At 67.6% G+C, this 18672-nt stretch carries 13 protein-coding genes and 1 pseudogene; 7 read left to right on the top strand and 7 right to left on the bottom strand.

Annotated elements, in window-relative coordinates:
• The first annotated feature begins 71 nt into the window (after nucleotides 1-71).
• Nucleotides 72-1637 (top strand): carboxylesterase family protein, encoded by a 1566-nt coding sequence (locus ACTXPP_RS03860; RefSeq protein WP_443340983.1) that lies wholly within the window; start codon nucleotides 72-74, stop codon nucleotides 1635-1637.
• Nucleotides 1638-1722: 85 nt separating this feature from the next.
• Here ACTXPP_RS03860 and ACTXPP_RS03855 read toward each other — a convergent pair whose 3' ends face one another.
• Nucleotides 1723-3132 carry a dicarboxylate/amino acid:cation symporter gene (locus ACTXPP_RS03855; protein WP_443340980.1) on the bottom strand — a complete coding sequence of 470 codons (1410 nt, stop codon included), beginning with the start codon at nucleotides 3130-3132 and terminating at the stop codon, nucleotides 1723-1725.
• A gap of 139 nt (nucleotides 3133-3271) precedes the next feature.
• Here ACTXPP_RS03855 and ACTXPP_RS03850 point away from each other — a divergent pair, with 139 nt between their 5' ends.
• The gene (locus ACTXPP_RS03850) at nucleotides 3272-4690 is read left to right on the top strand and encodes an MFS transporter (protein WP_301495270.1); all 1419 of its coding nucleotides are present in this window, start codon (nucleotides 3272-3274) and stop codon (nucleotides 4688-4690) included.
• A 104-nt stretch (nucleotides 4691-4794) separates the two neighbouring features.
• Nucleotides 4795-5559 (top strand): CPBP family intramembrane glutamic endopeptidase, encoded by a 765-nt coding sequence (locus ACTXPP_RS03845; RefSeq protein WP_443340978.1) that lies wholly within the window; start codon nucleotides 4795-4797, stop codon nucleotides 5557-5559.
• A gap of 99 nt (nucleotides 5560-5658) precedes the next feature.
• On the opposite strand, the gene ACTXPP_RS03840 is transcribed toward ACTXPP_RS03845, so the two are convergent.
• Nucleotides 5659-6747, bottom strand: a complete 1089-nt coding sequence (locus ACTXPP_RS03840) for a GmrSD restriction endonuclease domain-containing protein (RefSeq protein ID WP_443340976.1) — start codon at nucleotides 6745-6747, stop codon at nucleotides 5659-5661.
• Nucleotides 6748-6908: 161 nt separating this feature from the next.
• On the opposite strand from ACTXPP_RS03840, the gene ACTXPP_RS03835 reads away from it, so the two are divergent.
• Nucleotides 6909-8240: a glycosyltransferase family 87 protein gene (locus ACTXPP_RS03835; RefSeq protein WP_443340973.1), complete on the top strand. Its 1332-nt coding sequence runs from the start codon at nucleotides 6909-6911 to the stop codon at nucleotides 8238-8240.
• A 12-nt stretch (nucleotides 8241-8252) separates the two neighbouring features.
• Nucleotides 8253-10589 carry an acyltransferase family protein gene (locus ACTXPP_RS03830; protein ID WP_443340971.1) on the top strand — a complete coding sequence of 779 codons (2337 nt, stop codon included), beginning with the start codon at nucleotides 8253-8255 and terminating at the stop codon, nucleotides 10587-10589.
• A gap of 110 nt (nucleotides 10590-10699) precedes the next feature.
• Here ACTXPP_RS03830 and ACTXPP_RS03825 read toward each other — a convergent pair whose 3' ends face one another.
• Entirely contained in the window at nucleotides 10700-11203 is a 504-nt protein-coding gene (locus ACTXPP_RS03825) for a Dps family protein (protein WP_301495279.1), read from the bottom strand.
• A gap of 161 nt (nucleotides 11204-11364) precedes the next feature.
• Here ACTXPP_RS03825 and ACTXPP_RS03820 point away from each other — a divergent pair, with 161 nt between their 5' ends.
• A complete protein-coding gene (locus tag ACTXPP_RS03820; protein WP_443340968.1) occupies nucleotides 11365-12162 on the top strand; it encodes a PaaI family thioesterase in 798 nt (265 codons plus the stop codon).
• Between the two features lie 18 nt (nucleotides 12163-12180).
• Here the strand turns inward: ACTXPP_RS03820 and ACTXPP_RS03815 are convergent, their stop codons facing one another.
• The gene (locus ACTXPP_RS03815; protein WP_443340966.1) at nucleotides 12181-13224 is read right to left on the bottom strand and encodes a CNNM domain-containing protein; all 1044 of its coding nucleotides are present in this window, start codon (nucleotides 13222-13224) and stop codon (nucleotides 12181-12183) included.
• Nucleotides 13217-14596: a hemolysin family protein gene (locus ACTXPP_RS03810; RefSeq protein ID WP_441583506.1), complete on the bottom strand. Its 1380-nt coding sequence runs from the start codon at nucleotides 14594-14596 to the stop codon at nucleotides 13217-13219. The genes ACTXPP_RS03815 and ACTXPP_RS03810 overlap by 8 nt, the downstream gene beginning before the upstream one ends.
• Nucleotides 14597-14837: 241 nt before the next feature.
• Between ACTXPP_RS03810 and ACTXPP_RS03805 the strand changes: the two genes are divergently transcribed.
• On the top strand, nucleotides 14838-15923 hold the full coding sequence (locus ACTXPP_RS03805) for an aldo/keto reductase (protein WP_443340963.1): 1086 nt from the start codon (nucleotides 14838-14840) through the stop codon (nucleotides 15921-15923).
• A 26-nt stretch (nucleotides 15924-15949) separates the two neighbouring features.
• Here ACTXPP_RS03805 and ACTXPP_RS03800 read toward each other — a convergent pair whose 3' ends face one another.
• Together ACTXPP_RS03800 and ACTXPP_RS03795 are read right to left on the bottom strand one after the other, a co-directional pair.
• Entirely contained in the window at nucleotides 15950-16516 is a 567-nt protein-coding gene (locus ACTXPP_RS03800; protein ID WP_301495287.1) for a type 1 glutamine amidotransferase domain-containing protein, read from the bottom strand.
• A gap of 104 nt (nucleotides 16517-16620) precedes the next feature.
• A pseudogene (locus ACTXPP_RS03795) lies at nucleotides 16621-18392 on the bottom strand (gamma-glutamyltransferase family protein).
• Between the last annotated feature and the right edge of the window lie 280 nt (nucleotides 18393-18672).

The raw sequence follows: 18672 nt of genomic DNA, 5'->3' as shown, positions 1-18672 counted from the left end.
TTCATCCACCAGCACCTTATCGAAGACGTGTCCGACGGTAGGGCCACTGGTCCACAGGTTAGGCTCGAATCATGCCTTCCGATACTCCGCACCATGTCGCCACCACGACCGGGCGAACCAGCAACCACTGGGTGGTCGGGACCACCACCGGCCCGGTGAAGGGACACCCGGTGAACCGGGCCATCGCCTTCCGCGGCATTCCCTACGCCGAACAACCGACCGGTGACCTGCGCTTCCGTCGTGCCACAGAAAAGCAGCCCTGGCGGGGTGTGCTGCTCGCCGAACGCTCCGGTGACTACTGCCCCCAGTGGCGCAACCCTAAGGTCGGCTGGATCGGCTCCGAGCACTGCCTGTGGCTCAACGTCGTGGTCCCCCGGCCGCCCGCCTCCCCGGCCCGCCAGGTGTTCGACCCCACCACGCCGCGTCCGGTCGTCGTCTACCTGCACGGCGGCAGCAACATCCACGGCTCCGCCGGTGAGCCGCTGCTCTCCGGCGAGTACTTCGCGGGCGCCACCGACAGCATCTACGTGGCGGTGAACTACCGGGTCGGCATCCTCGGCCAGCTCGCTCTCGGCAACGCCGACGACCTCGACGCCGAGCGTTTCGACAGCAACACCGGGCTCTCCGACATCATCACCGCCATCGAGTGGGTGCACGCCAACGCCGAGAGCTTCGGCGGGGATCCGTCGCGCATCACGGTGATGGGTGAGTCGTCCGGCGGGGCGATGGTCACCGCGCTCAGCGCCACCCCGCGGGTCGCCGACCTGGTCGCCGGGTTCATCGCCCAGTCGCCGGCGGCAGCGATGGTGCACACCCCACAGACGGCAGGACGCCTCGCCGACACCGCGCTGCAGATCCTGCGCGGCAGTGAGGACGGCAAGCGTCCCCGCCCCGAGGGCACCGGCACCGACCTGCTCACCGCCAGTCCGCAGGGGTTGGCCTGGCTGACCGAGAAGCTCAACGCCGCGAGCTGGGGCACGACCGGGATCGCCGGTGGTTTCGCCCCCGTCATCGACGACCTGCTGCCGCGCCACCCGCTGGAGCCCGGTGCCACGCTGGACCGTCCGCTGCTGATCGGCACGAGCCTCGACGAGTACGTCCTGATGCGGTGGAATGCCCTGTCACGTCGGGCGTTGCAGGAGCAGTCGCGTGGTTTCGCCCGCGGCATCGACGAGGAGCACGCCCCGCGGGTGCTCTCCGCGTTGTACGGCGATGCTGCGCGCCGTGGGGAGGCCGGACGCTTCGTCGGCGATGCTCTGTTCACCGCCCCATCGATGCGTCTGGCCGGGCAGCACCCGTCGGGCCGGGCGTGGATGTACCGGCTGGACATGTCGACCCCCTCGTTGGACATCTCCGGCATCGGCGCCACCCACGCTCTTGACCTGCCAATCCTGTTCGGACGCTACGACTCCGGACGTGGCCCCGGTGCGCTGGCGTTGGGTGGGCGTCAGCGGATGGCGGCGACGACCCAGGTGATGCAGGCCCGGTGGCGCCGGTTCATCCACGATGGTGATCCCGGGTGGGAGACCTACCCCACTGACTATGCCACCCAGCTCTTCGACGGTGGCGAGAAGACTGTCGCGGATCCCTCCCGTGAACTGCGCGAAGCCTGGTCCTCGGTGCGCCTCACGGGATAGTTCACATCCTATAACATGGTGATTTTCGGCGCTTTAATCGACATATCCCACCAGACATGTCGATCGCATCGACATCAGGGACACATCAGGACGCGATGTGGGCCCGGTGGGAGTCCTCACCGGCGGCGTCCTCGAAGCCGCCCTTCTCGGCGTTGTCCCAGATCTCCTGGTCCAGGATCCCGGCGCGCTTGGCGACGATCGTGGCGGCCAGCGACTGGCCGGTGACGTTCACCGCGGTGCGTCCCATGTCGATGATCGGCTCGATGGCCAGCAGCAGACCGACGCCGGCCAGCGGCAGGCCCAGGGTCGACAGGGTCAGGGTCAGCATGACCGTCGCACCGGTGGTGCCGGCGGTCGCCGCCGAGCCGATCACCGAGACGAAGATGATCAGCAGGTAGTCGGTGACGCCCAGGTCAATGCCGTAGAACTGGGCGACGAAGATCGCGGCGATGGCCGGGTAGACCGCGGCACAACCGTCCATCTTGGTCGTCGCACCCAGCGGGATCGCGAAGGAGGCGTACTCCGTGGGCACACCCATCGAGCGTTCGGTGACACGCTGGGTGACCGGCATGACGCCCATCGAGGAGCGGGTGATGAAGCCCAGCGACGTCACCGGCCACACGCGACGGTAGAAGCCCATGATCGGGATGCGGGCGTAGGCCATCACCGCCGGGTAGACCACCAGCATGATCAGCGCCAGGCCCACGTAGATCGCCAGGACGAACTTGCCGAGGGAGCCCAGGGCGTCCCACCCGTAGTCGGCGACGGCGTGGCCGATGAGCGCACCGGTGCCGATCGGCGCCAGGCGGATGATCCACCACAGCACCTTCTGCACCACGGTCAGCAGCGACTCGACGAAACCGAGGAAGGGTTCGGCGGTCTTGCCGGTCTTCACCGCGGCGATGCCGAAGACGATGGCCAGGACCAGCAGCTGCAGCACGTTGAAGTTCATGACCACCGAGCCGTCGTCACCGGCGGAACCGGAGAGTCCCAGGAAGTTCTGCGGGACGATGGACTCCAGGAAGCCCCACCAGGAGCCGGTGCCGGACGGCTCGGCCGCGGAGTCGGAGTCCACGCTGGTCCCCTCGCCGGGGCGGATCACCAGGCCGACGGCGATGCCGACGAGCACGGAGAAGAAGGCGGTGATGGCGAACCAGATCAGGGTGCTGACCGCCAGGCGGGCGGCGTTGGCGACCTTGCGCAGGTTGGCCACAGAGGTGATCACCGCGGTGACGATCAGCGGCGGGATCAGCAGCTTGAGCAGGGTGACGTAGGTCGAGCCGACCTCGTCGAGCAGGGTGCCGAGCCAGCTCTGCTCACCCTCGGGCAGGTCGGTGCCCTGGGCGCGGGCGATGAAGCCGAGGGCGAGGCCGACGATGAGGCCGATCACGACCTGCGCGCCGAAGCCGGTGAGCCAGGACGGCAGGAAACGGCGGGACGGGGCACTCTGGGTGGATGCCTCAGCCGCCGAATCGGGGGTGTCCGGTGTGGACATGGGGGTCTCCTGAAAAGTCATTCTGTACAGATCTGTCTACTAAGGCCCGTCACTCTACGCCCGCGATCGCAGTGGAGCAAGATCCACCAGGTAGTATCCCTCTGGTTATGACCAGCACAGGGCGCGAAAGGCACCACCCGTGAACATCAGACAGACCATCGACACAACTCCCATGGGGCGCATGCAGTGGTACATCATCGGGTTGGCCACCTTCCTCAACGCCCTGGACGGCTACGACATCCTGGCGATGACCTTCTCCTCCTCCGCGGTCCGCGAGGAGTTCGACCTCACCGGCAGCCAGTCCGGCCTGCTGCTCAGCGCCGCCCTGATCGGCATGACCGTCGGTTCGCTGACCCTCGGCCCGCTGGCCGACCGGATGGGACGACGCCGCATCCTCATCGCCTCACTGCTGGTCAACTTCGCCGGTCTCGCCCTGTCCGCCACCGCCGGTTCCGCTACCGAGCTCGGCCTGTGGCGCGTGGTCACCGGTGTCGGCATCGGCGGCATCCTCGCCACGGTCACGGTGATCACCAGTGAGGTGTCCAACAACCGCCACCGCGGCCTGGCGGTGAGCATCTACGCCGCCGGCTACGGGGTCGGCGCGACCGTCGGCGGCTCCCTGTCCACCTGGCTGATCCCCACCTTCGGCTGGCGCGCCATGTTCGCTGTCGGTGCCGCCGCCACCATCGTCTCCCTGGTGCTGGTCATCACCAGCATCCCGGAATCCGTGGACTACCTGCAGTTCCGCCGTCCGGACGGGGCCGAGGAGAAGATCCGGGCGGTCGCCCGCAAGCTCGGCAAGGACGACTCCGGCCTCACCATCGAGCTCGCTACATCCGGTCAGCCCGGTCAGCCCGGTGACGCCATCAGCTCCGAGGCCCCTGCCGGTACCGGGGCACAGCCGCCGAAGCTGACCGACCTGCTGTCCAGCCAGTTCCGTGCGACCACGCTGAAGCTGTGGGCAGCATTCTTCATCATCATGTTCGGCTTCTACTTCGCCAACACCTGGACCCCGCAGCTGCTGGTCGAGTCCGGGATGACCGAGAACCAGGGCATCCTCGGCGGCCTGGCACTGACCCTGGGCGGCACCTTCGGTTCCCTGCTGTTCGGGCTGATCACCGTGCGGTTCACCTCCCGCCACGTGCTCATGGTGTTCTCCGTGCTCGGCGCGATCACCCTGGTCGTGTTCATCACCACCACCTCGATCCCAGCGATCGCCTTCCTCAGTGGTGTGCTGGTCGGCATGCTGCTCAACGGTTGCGTGGCCGGCATGTACACCGTCACCCCGGAGGCCTACCCCTCGGCACTGCGCACCTCGGGCGTGGGCTGGGGTATCGGGATGGGACGCTTCGGCGGCATCTTCGCCCCGATCATCGTCGGCGCCCTGCTCGACGCAGGCTGGTCACCGACGGCCCTGTTCTCCGGGGTGGCCGTCGTCGTGGCACTGGCCGCCCTGGCGATGATCGGCATCCGCCCGTACCTCGGCACGATGCGTGGTGCGTCCAGCGCGGTGTCGGACACGAAGCCCGACGCCACCGGTGTCCCACACCACAGCTAATCTGTGACCCGCCTGTCAGGACGGTCCGAGGTGAGTGAAAATCGTCCTCCTGACCGGCTTCTGGTTCGTGGTCAGCGGTCCGGTGCGTCTATCGTTGTGCCCTAATGACTCTCACCACCACACGTCGGGTCCACCACCACACCCCGCGCCACCGCCTCGTCCCCAAGGCACGTCGCCTGCGCGACGCGCTCAACGTCCTCGCCGTCATCGCCGCCCTCGTGGCGATCAACGTCACCGCCCACTTCTCGCAGCTGGCGGCGGTCGCCGCGGTCGTGCCGATCGGGGTGATGATCCTGCTGTTCCTCGCCCGCGCCAACGGCATGAGCTGGCGTGACCTCGGACTGGCCCGCAACACCCACGGCAAGGGCCTGGCCTACGGACTCGGTGCGGGCGTGGTGGTGGTCCTCGGTGTCGCCGTGGCCATGGCACTACCGTTCACCAGGGAATTCTTCTTCAACGAGTCCTACGCCTCCCTGCGGACCGCGCTGATCGCCGCACTGGTGATCATCCCGCTGCAGACCGTGCTGCCGGAGGAACTCGCCTTCCGCGGTGTGCTGCACGGCAGCCTGGCCCGGATGGGCGGCACGAAGCTTGTCTTCTTCGCCAGCTCGCTGCTGTTCGGCCTGTGGCACGTCGCCAGCTCGCTGAACCTCACCGCCAGCAACGCCGGGCTCACCGCCTTCCTCGGCTCCGGCACCGCCGCGCAGTGGGCCGGCGTCGGACTGGCTGTCGTCGCCACCGCCGGGGCGGGCGCAGGCCTGACCTGGCTGCGCCACCACACCGGCAGCGTGATTGCCCCGATCGGGCTGCACTGGGCGCTCAACGCCACCGGCGCGCTCGCCGCGGCCGCCGCCTGGACGTTCCTGTAGGACGCTCCGCTCTCACGCCCATGCACTGTCACTCCCGCTCCCGGGTGGTCTGAGGGGGTCAGAACCACCCGGGAGCGGGAGTGAGAGTGCCGCAGGCGCTTACTCGCAGGCCACGCCGTCCCCGCCGCGGTCCATCGCCGCACGGTAGCCGGGGGAACCGACGTACAGCGGGGCGGCGCCGGCCTCACGGGCGGCGGTGCAGTTGGCGTAGTACGGCTCGGCACCCGCCGGAGCCGCAGGCTGCTGGGCCGGGTTCGGCGCAGGGGCAGGTGCCGGGGCAGCCGGCGCAGGGTCCGGTGCCGGCGCAGGATCCGCAGCAGGCGCCGGAGCCTCCCCGACCGGGGCCAGCTCACCGGCACCGCACCCACCCAGGATCCGGGCGATGGCATCACGCTCGGCAGCAGTGACCCACAGGTCGTACTTCGCCTTGACCTCCACCTGACGCGCCACATAGGTGCAGCGGAACCCACGGTTCGCCGGCAGCCAGGTCGCGGCGTCCCCGTCACCCTTCTGCATATTCGCCGGGCCGTCGACGGCCAGCAGGTTCAGGTGGTCGTTGGCGAAACGCTCCCGGGTGTCCGGGCTGAGCTGCTGGGCACCCTTCTGCCAGGCGTCGGAGAGCGCGACGACGTGGTCGATGTGCACCGCGGTGCTGGTGTCCTGCCCACGCACGAAGTTGATGGTCTGACCGGTGAACGGATCGGCCAGCGTGCCGCTCATCACCTTGCACGGTCCCTGCCGATCCACACCGGTCATGTCCCGGGCGAGCACATCATTGCGCTGGTCACAGCCATTGCGGTCGATGTCTTTCCAACGCTGACCGAACTCGTCGCGGGCGTAGCCTGTCTTCGGCGCGCGCCCCTTGACGTCGAGGGTGGCCAGGGTGTCCAGGGCGGACTGCGCCTCGGCGTCGGCCGAGGTCGGAAGCGGGTCGGACGCCCCACTGTCGCCGTCAGCACCGTCAGCGCCGTCGGCGTCGTCGGTACCGTCGGCGTCGTCGGTACCGTCGGCGTCGTCACGCTCGGTGGTGACGGTGTCGGACGCCGCCTCGGACGCAGCGTCCTGCGTGGTCACCGTGGTGGTGCCGGACGCCCCGGACTCTTCAGAGGTACAGGCAGTGAGGCTGGTGGTGAACAGGGTGGCGGCGAGAACCGCGGCGAGGGTACTTGCCCTCCGGAACAACGTCATTCGGACATACTAGATCCGCGACACCCCACCCGGTTAGTCGGCACGCACGGCAGCGCAGATCAGCGACCCCACCTCTGTTAATCTGACACACGATCCTGACCACTGCCTCGACAGCGACCCCTGCACCGAACGGAGTCCATGTGCGCACGCTGCTGCGTCGAATGACCGACAACGACCCGGACTCCGGTTCCCGCCGTTGGCACTGGCCCGACCCGGCACAGCGTCTGGTCCCGCAGTCGGTGGAGGACGCCCGCTGGTTCCGCGTGGTGTCGAACACGCTGTACCTGTTCGCCGCGGTCTTCCTCATCCGGGCAGTGTTCCAGATGCCCACCATCAACGACGGCAGTGACTTCATCCCGATCTGGGACGCCGTCCAGCGCTACACCTCCGGCGAAGCGGTCTACAACGAGGACTACTCCACCGAGGCCCCCCACTACCTCTGGTCACCTGGTGCCACCGCGCTACTCAGCCCGATCGCCCTGCTGGGGGACTTCGATCTCGCCCGGCGGGTCCTGCTGCTGCTCGGCGCCGCCTGCATCCTGGCCTCCCTGTACCTCTGCATCCGGATGATCACCGCCCACCTGACCAGCCAGCTCATGGCAGTCGCGGTCATCGCCACCTTCGCCCCGGCCGAGCCCGTCGTCAGCACCCTGGTCCTGACCAACATCAACGGCTTCCTGCTCCTGCTCATGGTGCTGCTCGTCCTGATGTCCCTGTCCGACGTCTCCGACCGGCACGCCTGGAGCCAGGGCGGGGAGCGCAGCGGGGAATCCAGCGGGGAACACAGCGGGGGCCACCGGCTCCGCCACCTGCTGCTGCGCCGCCGCACACTCATCGGCGGTCTCGTCCTGGGCCTCGCGGTGACGATCAAGCCACAGTTCGGTGTCCTCGCCTTCATCCCCCTGGTCTCCGGGCAACTGGTCCTCCTCGTCATCGCCGGACTGGTCGTCATCGGCCTCTTCGCCATCGGGTGGCTGACGATGAACACCCCCATGGACTACGTCGACAATCTCCTGCCCTACCTGGGCGAACCCCGCTCCTACAACAACGGGTCGATTTCCGGGATCGCTCTCAACCTGGGCTGGAACTCCACCGTCGAGTACCTCTGCCTCGCCGCCCTCCTGGCCGTCACCGTCGCCGCCGTGGTCCTGCTGTGGCGCTGGCGCTTCTCTGACCCGGTGATGTGGGCTTTCTCCACTCTCGGCGTCCTGTTCGTCGCGATCATCATGTCCAGCGGCCTGCACCAGGCGTACTACTGCATGTGGCTGCTGCCGATGGCGGTGACGGTGCTGTGCCGGCGCTCCCCCATGCACAATCCGGTGATGTGGCTGGCGTTCTTCATCTTCATGACGTCCACCCACTGGCCGGTGGGTGAGATTCCGGTACTGCCGGAGGTCTTCGGCAACCTGCAGACGGTGGCCTGGCTCGCAGTTCCTTTCGCGACGGTCTGGTGGGCGGTCGCCGAGAGGCGTCGCGACACCGCCGACTGTTAAAGTCATCGGACGATGCCCACTTCCGAGAACCCTGACTCGACGCCCTCCGCTGCACCGTCAGCGGCGCGGGCGACTGCACGGTCAGCGGCACCGGCAGGCGGGAACTACCGACGCGACATCGACGGTCTCCGGGGACTCGCGATCGCCCTGGTCGTCTTCTTCCACGTCTTCATCGGACGGGTGTCCTCGGGTGTGGACGTGTTCCTGCTCATCGGCGGAATCTTCTTCTTCGCCCCGCAGATTCGCAATGCGCTGAACCCGACCGGTCAGACCCTGTTCCAAGCGGTCGTCCGCCTGCTCCGACGGCTCTACCCGGCACTGTTGACGGTGATCGCCGCATCATTGCTCATCGGGCTTCTGGTGTACCCGCGGTCCCGGTGGGCACAGCTCGGGGAGGACGCCACGGCGTCCCTGCTGTACGTCCAGAACCTGCACCTGGCGGAGCAGAGCCAGGACTACGCCGCCATCGGCCTGGAAGTGAGCGTCTTCCAGCACATCTGGTCGATGTCGGCTCAGCTCCAGATCTACCTCGGTTCGCTGGTGGTCATCCTGCTGGCCACGCTGCTGTTCGGCGTGCGGGGCCGCCGGGGCGAGAGCAGCCCAGAAAACAGTGCCCGCAACAGCGCCCGCAGCAGCGCCCGCACGGGTACGGGAGCGGTCGCCTTGAGCTGGCTGCTGGTCGTGGCGACCGTGACCAGCTTCTTCTACGCGGTCTACCTGCACTCCACCGACCAGGGGTGGAACTACTACTCCCCGTTGAGTCGTTTCTGGGAGATCGGGCTGGGCGGCCTGCTCGGGATGTTCCTGCTGCGTCGTACGATTCCCGTCGCCCTCGCCGGATGGCGGTGGGTGGCTGGAGTCGTCGGCATCGTGCTGATCATCGGCACCGGAGTCTTCCTCGACGGTGCCGAGCAGTTCCCGGGCCCGTGGACCCTGGTCCCACTGGTCGGGGCTGCACTGGTCATCCTCTCCGGTAACCGGGTCGATGACGGACGCCACCCCACCGGTGTGACCCGGATGCTGGGGACCAGGCCGTTCCAGACGCTCGGCCGGATCTCCTACGCCCTCTACCTGTGGCACTGGCCGCTGCTGGTGCTGGCCACCTTCCACTTCTCCGACGGGGCGGCGTCCGGCAGTGACGAGGAGGGTCAGACAGCGCTGCAGGGCATCACCAACTCGCTGGGGGTGCCCCTCGGCCTGGCGGTGGGAAGCGGGGTGATTCTGCTGTCCCTCGGTCTGGCGTGGGCGACCCAGCGCTTCATCGAGACCCCGCTGCGGCAGACCCGCAAGCCAGCGCGCGCCTGGTTGCCGGACCGCGCGTCCCTGCGGCTCGCGCTGCGCAACCGTCGGGGAATTACCGTGGTCACCGCGATATCGGTCGCCACGGTAGGAGTGCTCGTCTCCGGGCCGGCGATCCGGCACACCGCGGACTCCGATGAGGTGGGCTTCAGCGCCGCGGACCTGGACCCGGAGCTGTACCCGGGGCCCCGGGCGTTGTTGGACGGTGCCCCCGTCGACGACACCGTCCCGGTCGCCCCGCTGTCCGAGGACGCCCCGGACTACTACCCGCCGACCGGCCCCGATGGTTGTGCCGGCCTGTTCGGCCAGGCGGCACCGGTGCTCACCCAGGAGTTCAACAACTCCGACATCCCCTGCGCCTACGGCGATGTCGATGCAGAGCGCACCATGTACATCGCCGGCAGTTCCCATGCCGAGCACTTCGTCCCGACCCTCGACGTCATCGGGAAGGACGAGGGTATCCGGGTGATCCCGCTGTTGAAGATGGGCTGTGTGATCGGCATGCCGCTGCCCAAGCCCGATGGTTCGGAGTACCCGGAGTGCGAGGAGTGGAACGAGCTGGCGCAGCAGCACATCATCGACAATCCGCCGACCGACGGGGTCTTCATCAACACCACCCGGCCGGTGAACCCCAATGGCAGTGGGGTTGATTATGCACCGCAGGAACTCGTGGACCTGGTCGCCCGGTTCACCGACGAAGGAATCCACACCTGGGGCATGCGCGACACCCCCTGGCTGCGGGACGATGAGGGCGGCGTTGACGCCCGGTTGTGCGTCCTGGACGAGAAGTACGCCCGCGATGACAGTGACGACACCGTGCAGGACTGCGGTAAGCCGCGCAGTACGGTGCGCGCCGAGACGAACCCGGCGCTCGGCGAATACGACGGGCTGGACATCACGATGCTCGACGTCACCGATGCGATGTGTTCCGAGGACCGCTGTCCCGGTGTGGTCGGCAACGTCCTGGTGTACCGGGACAGTTCCCACCTGACGAACACCTACGCCGAGATGCTCGCCCCCGAGGTCCGTCGCCAGATGTTCGCGGCATGAGTACCGCGACATAGAAACGCGGCATGACGAACGGGGCAGCGGAGCGCCTGCTCCTCCTGCCCCGTCGCTTCAGGACGTCCGATACGGACGTCAGATACGGACGTCAGATACTACTGACCGCCGGCGATGTTGCCGTTGCCATCCTCCAGGTGGGCACGGAGGAACCACTGGAACTGCTCCATCGCACCGATCTGGCTGATGAACATGTCCTCACTGACCGGGTCGAGCTGGTCGAGGGCGGAGTCAGCCTCGCGGGAGTCGATGATCACCTTGTCGTAGACCTCGTTCAGTGCCGCAAGGTGCTGGGCCGTGGTGCCCTTGTTGATCGGGTACTGCAGCGGGTCACGACCCGGCGCGTGGGAGTCCGGGGTACCGACCGGCTCGCCACCGAGGGCGGCGATGCGCTCGGCGACGGCGTCCGCGTTGGCACGGATGGCCTCGACCTCGGGGTCGAGCATCTCGTGGACGCCGATGAAGTTCGGTCCGACGACGTTCCAGTGCGCGTGCTTGAGGATGAGGTGGAGGTCGTTGTAGGCGGTGAGGCGTTCCTGCAGAATGTCGACGACCTGCTTGGCGTCGCCCTCTGACAGGCCCGGAACAGTGAAGTTACTCATGGTGTATATCGCTCCTTCGTGATGACATGTGGTGTGTTGCCATGTCCATTGTTCTCAACGGATCACAGCCCAGAGTATTCCCGTTCGGTGGGGACGCGCCGCGGGTTTCACCCCCGGGTGGGCCGATAAAAGGTAATGTGACGAGAACTATGTTGACTGCGATGAAGAAGCCTCTCCGGACGCCCCTGAAGAAGATCGAGAAGACCGTCCTGAAACGGGTCTTCGGCTCACCCCGGGCTTTCGAGCGGGGCCTCGCGATCTGGCCCCCACTGGCCGGTGACGGCGTGCGCGTCCACAACATCGTCGATGACTGGTCCTACGGCGAGGTTGTGCTGCACTCGGGCCCGTTGACGCAGAACATGCACGGCGCGGCGTTCGGCGGGACCCTGTTCGCCATGACCGACTTCCTTTTCGGGACGCTGGTCATGAAGCGTCTCGGCCGGAACTACGAGGCCTGGACCCGTACCGGCCAATTCCAGTTCCTCTCGCCGGGACGCAACGGGGCGCGGATGCCGGTGAAGGTCACCGATGAACTCTGCGAGGAGATCCTCGCCGGCATCGAGGCCGACGGCTACTACAACGTGGCCTTCACCTGTGTGATCACCAACCCGGACGGGTCGGTGGCCGGGGTCGGCCAGCAGGACCTGCACGTGCGTCCCCGCACGGGCCGCGAGGCGTCGCGGACGCCGGGCGCGGCGCGGGAGCCGGACGAGTCCATGGCACCCCGGGAGCCGAAGGGGATGACGCTGGAGCACCTCATCACCGCAGCGGCATGGCGGGCGTGGGGGCCGACCGGCAGCGGCGAGCACGGCCTGCTGACCTCTGTGCTCTCCGCGGCACGGCGCATACCCGATCCGGAGGATCAGGCACGCTACGTCTGCGGCGAGATCCTGTCCCGTGAGGCCCTGACCACCGGCGAACTGCTGGAGCTGGCGATCCCCCGACGGCTGCTGGGGTAGCCGACGCCGGCCCGGACGCTATCCGGCGGCCGTACCTGTGGTGCTGTCGACCCGCGTGCGGGGCAGGACGAAGTCCAGGATCTCCGGCAGCGTCACCACGCGCGGCAGCAGACTGTCCTCGCCACTGACGCCGACCAGCTGCTCACTGTCCTCACGCATCCTGCGGAATGCCTCATGGACGGCCATGGTGTGCGGCAGTGACAGCAAGGGCCTGCTCAGCGGCAGTGCGGCCGCCGAACGGGACTCCATCAAGGTGTCGCGCACATGCAGGACGCGCACCGAGTCGACGGCAGCACCGGCGCCCTCGGAGAGCAGGATGCGCAACTGCCCGGTGGCACGGGCAGCGTCCTGCACCTCGGCCACCGTCGCCGACAACGACAGATGCGGGACCTCCGTTCCCGGCAACTCCCCGAGATGACGTCGCTGCAGGTCCAGGGCACCGGCGATCTGGGCCTGGAACTCCTCCTCCAGTGCGCCCTCCTCCGTCGAATGTTCGACCAGGTGACGCAGGGTGTCGGTGTCGTGGCCACCGGCGGCGGCACGGTCGACCGGCTCCACACCGGACGCACTGACCAGGCGGTTGGCCACCCGGTTCATCCACAACAGGATCGGACGCAGCAGCCACACCATCCCGCGCGCCGGAAGCGCGACCAGACGTGCCGCCCGCTCGGGGAAGGCGATCGCCCAGGATTTCGGGGCCATCTCACCGACGACCAGGTGCAGGAACGTCACGATCAGCAGCGCGACGATGAAGGACACGGTGTAGGCCGCGCCTCCCGGGATGCCCATCGCCTCGAACACCGGCTTCAGCCATGCCGACACCGCCGGTTTCGTCACCGCACCGAGGGCGAAGGTACAGGCGGTGATACCCAGCTGGGCGGCCGCCAACATCACCGTCAGCTCGTGGATGCCACGTAATGCGGCACGGGCGGACGCCTTCTCCGGGGCGATCTCCTCCAACCGGTGACGGCGGGCACCCAACAGGGCGAACTCGATCATCACGAAGAAGGCGCTGGCCACCAGGAGCAGCAGCGTGACCACAATAACGGTCAGGTCATTCATCGTCGGTCACCTCCAGACGGACCAGCAGTTCAGTTGGCACATGGTTGCCGAGTTCGACCACCTCGGCGACGAGCACCCGCCGCCGGTGACGATGCTCGACGACCTCGCGGGGATCGTCCGGCAACTCGACCCGGACAATCTGCCCCACGTCCGGCAGCGCGCCGAGCTCCTCGATGAGGAGACCGGCGAGGGTCTCGTACTCTCCGACCGGCAGCCGGACGTCCAGGACGCGGGCCACCTCGTCGAGGTGCTCATCGCCTGCGATGCGCCACTGGTCGTTATCAGGACCGACACCGGCCTCATGGCTGATGTGGTGTTCTTCGGCATCGTGCTCGTCAGTGAGTTCGCCGACGAGTTCCTCGGCAAGGTCCTCGACGGTGAGGACACCGGAGACACCGCCGTACTCGTCCACGACACAGGCCAACCGGTTGTCGGACTCACTGAGTTCGACCACGGCATCCGGCAGGGGCATCACCTCGGGGAGCACGACCGGTTCACGGACCAGCTGACCCACCGGCGTTTCCGGCGGCAGGTCCGGGTCGAGGATGTCGTCCAGGTGCAGCACCCCGTAGAGCCGTTCCTCCTCCTCGTGGGTCGTCTCGTCCTCGACATGGCCCATCACCGGATAGCGGGTGTGACCACCGGCCATGCGTTCACGGGCCTCAGCCACCGTGGTGGTCGGGTCCATTTCGCCGAGCTTCGCCCGCGGCACCATGGCGTGCTCCACGGTGTGCTCCGGGAAGTCGAGGATGCGGTCGATGAGCATCGACAGGTCCGGAGGAAGATCGCCGGACGCTCTGGAGTCCGCGACGATACGTCCCAGGTCCTTGCTGTCGGCGGTGGAGTCGACGTCCTCCACCGGAGTGACGCCCACCAGGCGAAGCAGGGCATTGCTGGACCAGTCGAAGAAGGCGATCAGCCAACCGAAGAGGAAGAGGTAGACCTGGGTCGACCGGGCCAGCGCGCGGGCCAGCGGCTCCGGGGCGGCAATGGCGAGGTTCTTCGGGTAGAGCTCGGCGAAGATCATCTGGATCACCGTGGCGACCAGCAGGGTCCCCGCCGCGATGGCGGCAGTGGCACCGGCCGCCCCGATCATCTCGGCGAGGGAACCACCGATCATCGGCTCGGCGAGTTCACCGATGAGCAGGCCGGTCACGGTGATGCCGAGCTGCGCACCGGAGAGCATGAAGCTGGTGCGACGGGTGACTGCCAGGGCGCGGCCAGCTGCTTCGTCCCCGTCGGCGGCCAGCGCGCGCAGGCGCGACCGGTCCACCGACATATAGGCGAATTCCTGGGCGACGAAGTAGGCGTTCGCCACGATGAGCGCGAGGATGAGGACGATGCCCAGCAGCAACGTCACGAGCGGGCTCACCGGTCACCCCCCGGGTCCGGCGTTCCTGACTGCGTGCGGTCGTGCATCGAATGCTCGTGCATCGAATGTTCGTGCATCAGTTGATGCGGGCGGACGGCGCCGCCCCTGATACTCCGACTAGGCCCATCGTCCATGGTGGACGCTCAACTCCTTGAGGTAGTGAAACTGGATAAGTGATTCGTAGGATACATGAGAACCCGGACACGTTGTCGTCTCGCGTAGCCGCGTAGCCTAGGTTGCCATGAACAATCCCGTGTACCCCGACATCTACCGCGCCGCCGACACCCGCTACACCGGGTCCGACGAGCACCCCGGTGTGCCTGCGGTTCCTCCCATGCCGTACCGGCGAAGCGGTGTCTCCGGATTGACGTTGCCCGCGATCACGCTCGGCCTGTGGCACAACTTCGGTTCGGACCGTCCGCTGCAGAACCAGCGGGAGATCCTGCGGCACGCCTTCGACCGTGGCGTCACCCACTTCGACCTGGCCAATAACTACGGCCCGGTGCCGGGGGCGGCGGAGGAGAACTTCGGCCGGATCATGGCGTCCGACTTCCGCCCGTACCGCGATGAGATGCTGATCAGCTCGAAGGCCGGCTGGTACATGCAGGACGGCCCCTACGGCTTCGGCGGATCGCGGAAGTACCTCGTGGCCAGCTGCGATGCCTCACTGAGGCGGATGGGGCTGGACTACGTCGACATCTTCTACCACCACCGGCCCGACCCGGAGTGCCCGGTCGAGGAGACCGTCGCCGCCCTCGACCACATCGTGCGTTCCGGCCGGGCCCTCTATGTCGGCATCAGCTCCTACTCCCCCGAGCTCACCCGACAGGCCCAGTCGATCGCGAAGGATCTGGGGACGCCGCTGCTCATCCACCAGCCGAGCTACTCGATGTTCAACCGGTGGATCGAGGACGACCTGCTGGACACCTGCGCTGAGCAGGGCATGGGCGTGATCGCCTTCTCCGCCCTGGCGCAGGGTCTGCTCACCGACCACTACCTCGACGGTGTGCCGGAGGGTTCCCGGCTGGGGACGCACAAGATGAACTCCGGTTTCCTCTCGGACGAGACCCTGTCCGCCATCCGTGCGCTCAACGACATCGCCGCCGGTCGCGGTCAGACGCTGGCGCAGATGGCGATCGCCTGGGTGCTGCGCCGACCGGAGGTCACCAGTGCGCTGATCGGTGCGTCCTCGGTGGAGCAGCTGGGTGATTCACTGGACGCACTGAAGAACCTCGACTTCAGCGATGCCGAACTCGTCGAGATCGACCGGTGGGCCGTGGACCGCGGCATCAACCAGTGGGCCGGCGCCACCGAGTCCACCGAGTAGCCGGAGGAACCCGGCACCGGTGTGCCCTACTTCTCGTCTGCCACGGCGAATGCGGCGACCAGCGCACCGTTGAAGGCTGGGAGGTCATCGGGGGTCCGGGAGGACACCAGGGTGCCGACCTTCGCTCCGTCCCCACCGTCGATGTGGACCTCCTCGTCCACCCAGGATGCCCCGGCGTTCACCAGGTCGGTGCGCAGGGACGGGAAGGAGGTGAGGGTCCGTCCTGCCAGCACATCGGCGTCGGTGAGGATCCAGGCGCCGTGGCAGATCACGGCGACCGGCTTCCCACTGGTGGCGATGTCCTTGACCAGGGCGACTGCGTCCTGGTCCAGACGGAGCGCGTCCGCGTTCGAGGTGCCACCGGGCAGCACCAGGGCATCGTATCCGGCGGAAGCGGCATTCGCGGTGGCCGTGTCGGCAGCGAGCTCGGTGCCGTTCTTCCCGGTGACCGTCTCACCGCCAGGGGTCACCAGCACAGCGGTGCCACCGGCATCGCGGATGGCGTCACGGGGACTGGTGAGCTCGGAGTCCTCGAATCCGTTGGTGGCGATGATGGCCACGGTCCGGCCGGTGAGGTCTGATGTGTTCGACATGTGTGCGACGTACCTCCTGCGATCGGGTGGAAGTCTGGTGGCGTCCCGTACCTTTCCGAGAGTACGCGTCCAGGTCTGGCCATGCACGGGGCGAGAGGCAGACGTCACCCGCCGAGGACCACGCCCTCACGCCGTGGGTCTGCTCCACCGATGAGTGTTCCGTCGTCCTGCCGCACGATGGCGGAGAGCCCACTGACCTGCCCCTCGGTGGAGACCTCGTGCCCCTTGTCCTCCAGGGACGACACCAGGTTCTCCACATCCTCCGAGGACCCCCCGGACCCTTCCCCGTCGTCGCCGATGAGCGGGTGCTCACCACCGATACCGGTCTCCTCCTCGTTGCGCGCACCGAAGTTCGGCATCGAGACGGCCTGCTGCGGGGCGAGCCCCCAGTCGATGACACCGATCAGGGTCTCCAGCACGTACTGCGGGATGACCGCGCCGCCCGGGGAGCCGGCGACCATGTACAGATCGCCGGGCGTCGTCGCGTCACCGTTGTCGGCACCGTTGTCGGCTCCGTTGAACACCATCGTCGGTGCCGTCGAGGACCGGGGACGCTTCCCGCCCTCCACACTGTTGGCCACCGGGTTACCGGCCTCGTCCTCCGGATCCTCGGAGAAGTCGGTGAGCTGGTTGTTGAGCATGAACCCGCCCACCATGTGGAAGGAACCGAACGCGGCTTCCACGCTGGTGGTCATCGATGCCGCGTTACCGTCACCGTCGACCACACTGATGTGGCTGGTGCCGTTCTCGGGCTGATCTGCGCCTTGGGCGACAACGGGGGACAGCTCGCCGGGTTCAGCCTCGCCCATGGACGTGTCGGGGTCGATCTCGTCGTAGCGTCCTTCCAGGTAGCCGGGGTCGAGCATCGCGGCCGCGCTCTCACCGTCCGGACCCGGCAGTGGCGCGAACGCCGTGTCAGCGACATAGGCGTCACGGTCGGCGTAGGCGAGTCGTTCCGCTTCACTGATGACGTGGACGGCCTCAGGATCGGGGACGAAGCCGTCGGCACCTGCATCCTCGGGTGCGTACTGCTCCAGGTCGGTGTTCCCGAGAATGCCCAGTGCGCTGGCCACGGTGATCCCGCCGGAGCTGGACGGCCCCATGCCGCACACGGTCTTGTCGCGGTAGGGGGTGCACACCGCGTCGTGGGTCTCCGGGGTGTAGGCCGCGAGGTCCGCGGTGGAGAGCTGACCAGGCGTGGTGCCGCCTTCACGGCTGTTCGCCCGTTCGACGATGCTCCGTGCCGGGTCACCGGTGTACAGCGCATCCGCCCCACCCTCTGCGAGGCTGTTCAACGTCGCCGCGTAGTCGGGGTTCTGCAGCGTCTCGCCGGACTGCTTCGCCTCTCCGTCCTCATCCAGGAAGTAGGCCGCCGCGTCCGGGTCCCGGGCGAGGTCCTCCGCCGCTTCCTCGATGGACGCCGACAGCCGCGGACTGATGTCGAAGCCGTCGGAGGCCATCGTTTCCGCCGGTCCCACCAGGTCGCTCCATTCGGTGCGCCCTGCTGGTCATGGAGTTCGCCGAGTGCGGCGACGATGCCGGGCACCCCGATCGACCGGCCGGACCTTCGCGCGTCCGGCTGCGGGGAAGAGACGTCCTCGTCGGAGACCTGGGTCAGGTACGTGCCGGTGGCGGCGATTGGCGCGGTCTCCCGGCCGTCGATACTGGTGAGCTCGCCGGTGTCCGCATCGTGGTAGAGGATGTAGCCGCCACCGCCGATACCGGAGGCCTGCGGCTCCACCAGCCCGAGCACCAGCTGGGCCGTCACCAGCGCGTCGGCGGCGGTTCCGCCGTCGGCGAGGACGTCACAGGCCGCCTTGGTCGACAGCGGGTTCGCGGTGGACACCGAGAAGTTCGTGGTCTTTACCGGGTTCATACCGTCGCGGAAGCCGGTGGTTGCGGTCTCGGGGTTCGCCGCAAGATCCTCTTCCGCTTCTGCCGCACTCTCCTTGTCCTCGTCCGACGATGACTCTCCTGCAGTCGCCCCCTCGGCCCCGGAGGGACCGTCCACCGATTCACAGGATTCTGCGGAGAGGACCTCCCCACCATCCTGTGGAGCACCTGTGGCTGCACCCCTGAGGTGGTGTCGTCCGCGCTGTCGACGGAGTCAGGGCTCTGGCATGCACCCAGAAAGGGTGCTGCCGAGGCTCCGATGG

Source organism: Candidatus Corynebacterium faecigallinarum (assembly GCF_052264515.1).
GTDB classification, from domain to species: Bacteria; Actinomycetota; Actinomycetes; order Mycobacteriales; family Mycobacteriaceae; genus Corynebacterium; species Corynebacterium faecigallinarum.
The sequence above is the reverse complement of the archived record's forward strand: the minus strand, read 5'-3'. Positions and strand labels throughout refer to the sequence as shown.

Excerpts from the sequence above, each read along its gene's own strand:
- ACTXPP_RS03860 (WP_443340983.1), top strand. The coding sequence starts at position 72 with ATGCCTTCCGATACTCCGCACCATGTCGCCACCACGACCGGGCGAACC.
- ACTXPP_RS03855 (WP_443340980.1), bottom strand. The coding sequence starts at position 3,132 with ATGTCCACACCGGACACCCCCGATTCGGCGGCTGAGGCATCCACCCAG.
- ACTXPP_RS03845 (WP_443340978.1), top strand. The coding sequence starts at position 4,795 with ATGACTCTCACCACCACACGTCGGGTCCACCACCACACCCCGCGCCAC.
- ACTXPP_RS03840 (WP_443340976.1), bottom strand. The coding sequence starts at position 6,747 with ATGACGTTGTTCCGGAGGGCAAGTACCCTCGCCGCGGTTCTCGCCGCC.
- ACTXPP_RS03835 (WP_443340973.1), top strand. The coding sequence starts at position 6,909 with ATGACCGACAACGACCCGGACTCCGGTTCCCGCCGTTGGCACTGGCCC.
- ACTXPP_RS03830 (WP_443340971.1), top strand. The coding sequence starts at position 8,253 with ATGCCCACTTCCGAGAACCCTGACTCGACGCCCTCCGCTGCACCGTCA.
- ACTXPP_RS03825 (WP_301495279.1), bottom strand. The coding sequence starts at position 11,203 with ATGAGTAACTTCACTGTTCCGGGCCTGTCAGAGGGCGACGCCAAGCAG.
- ACTXPP_RS03820 (WP_443340968.1), top strand. The coding sequence starts at position 11,365 with ATGAAGAAGCCTCTCCGGACGCCCCTGAAGAAGATCGAGAAGACCGTC.
- ACTXPP_RS03815 (WP_443340966.1), bottom strand. The coding sequence starts at position 13,224 with ATGAATGACCTGACCGTTATTGTGGTCACGCTGCTGCTCCTGGTGGCC.
- ACTXPP_RS03805 (WP_443340963.1), top strand. The coding sequence starts at position 14,838 with ATGAACAATCCCGTGTACCCCGACATCTACCGCGCCGCCGACACCCGC.
- ACTXPP_RS03800 (WP_301495287.1), bottom strand. The coding sequence starts at position 16,516 with ATGTCGAACACATCAGACCTCACCGGCCGGACCGTGGCCATCATCGCC.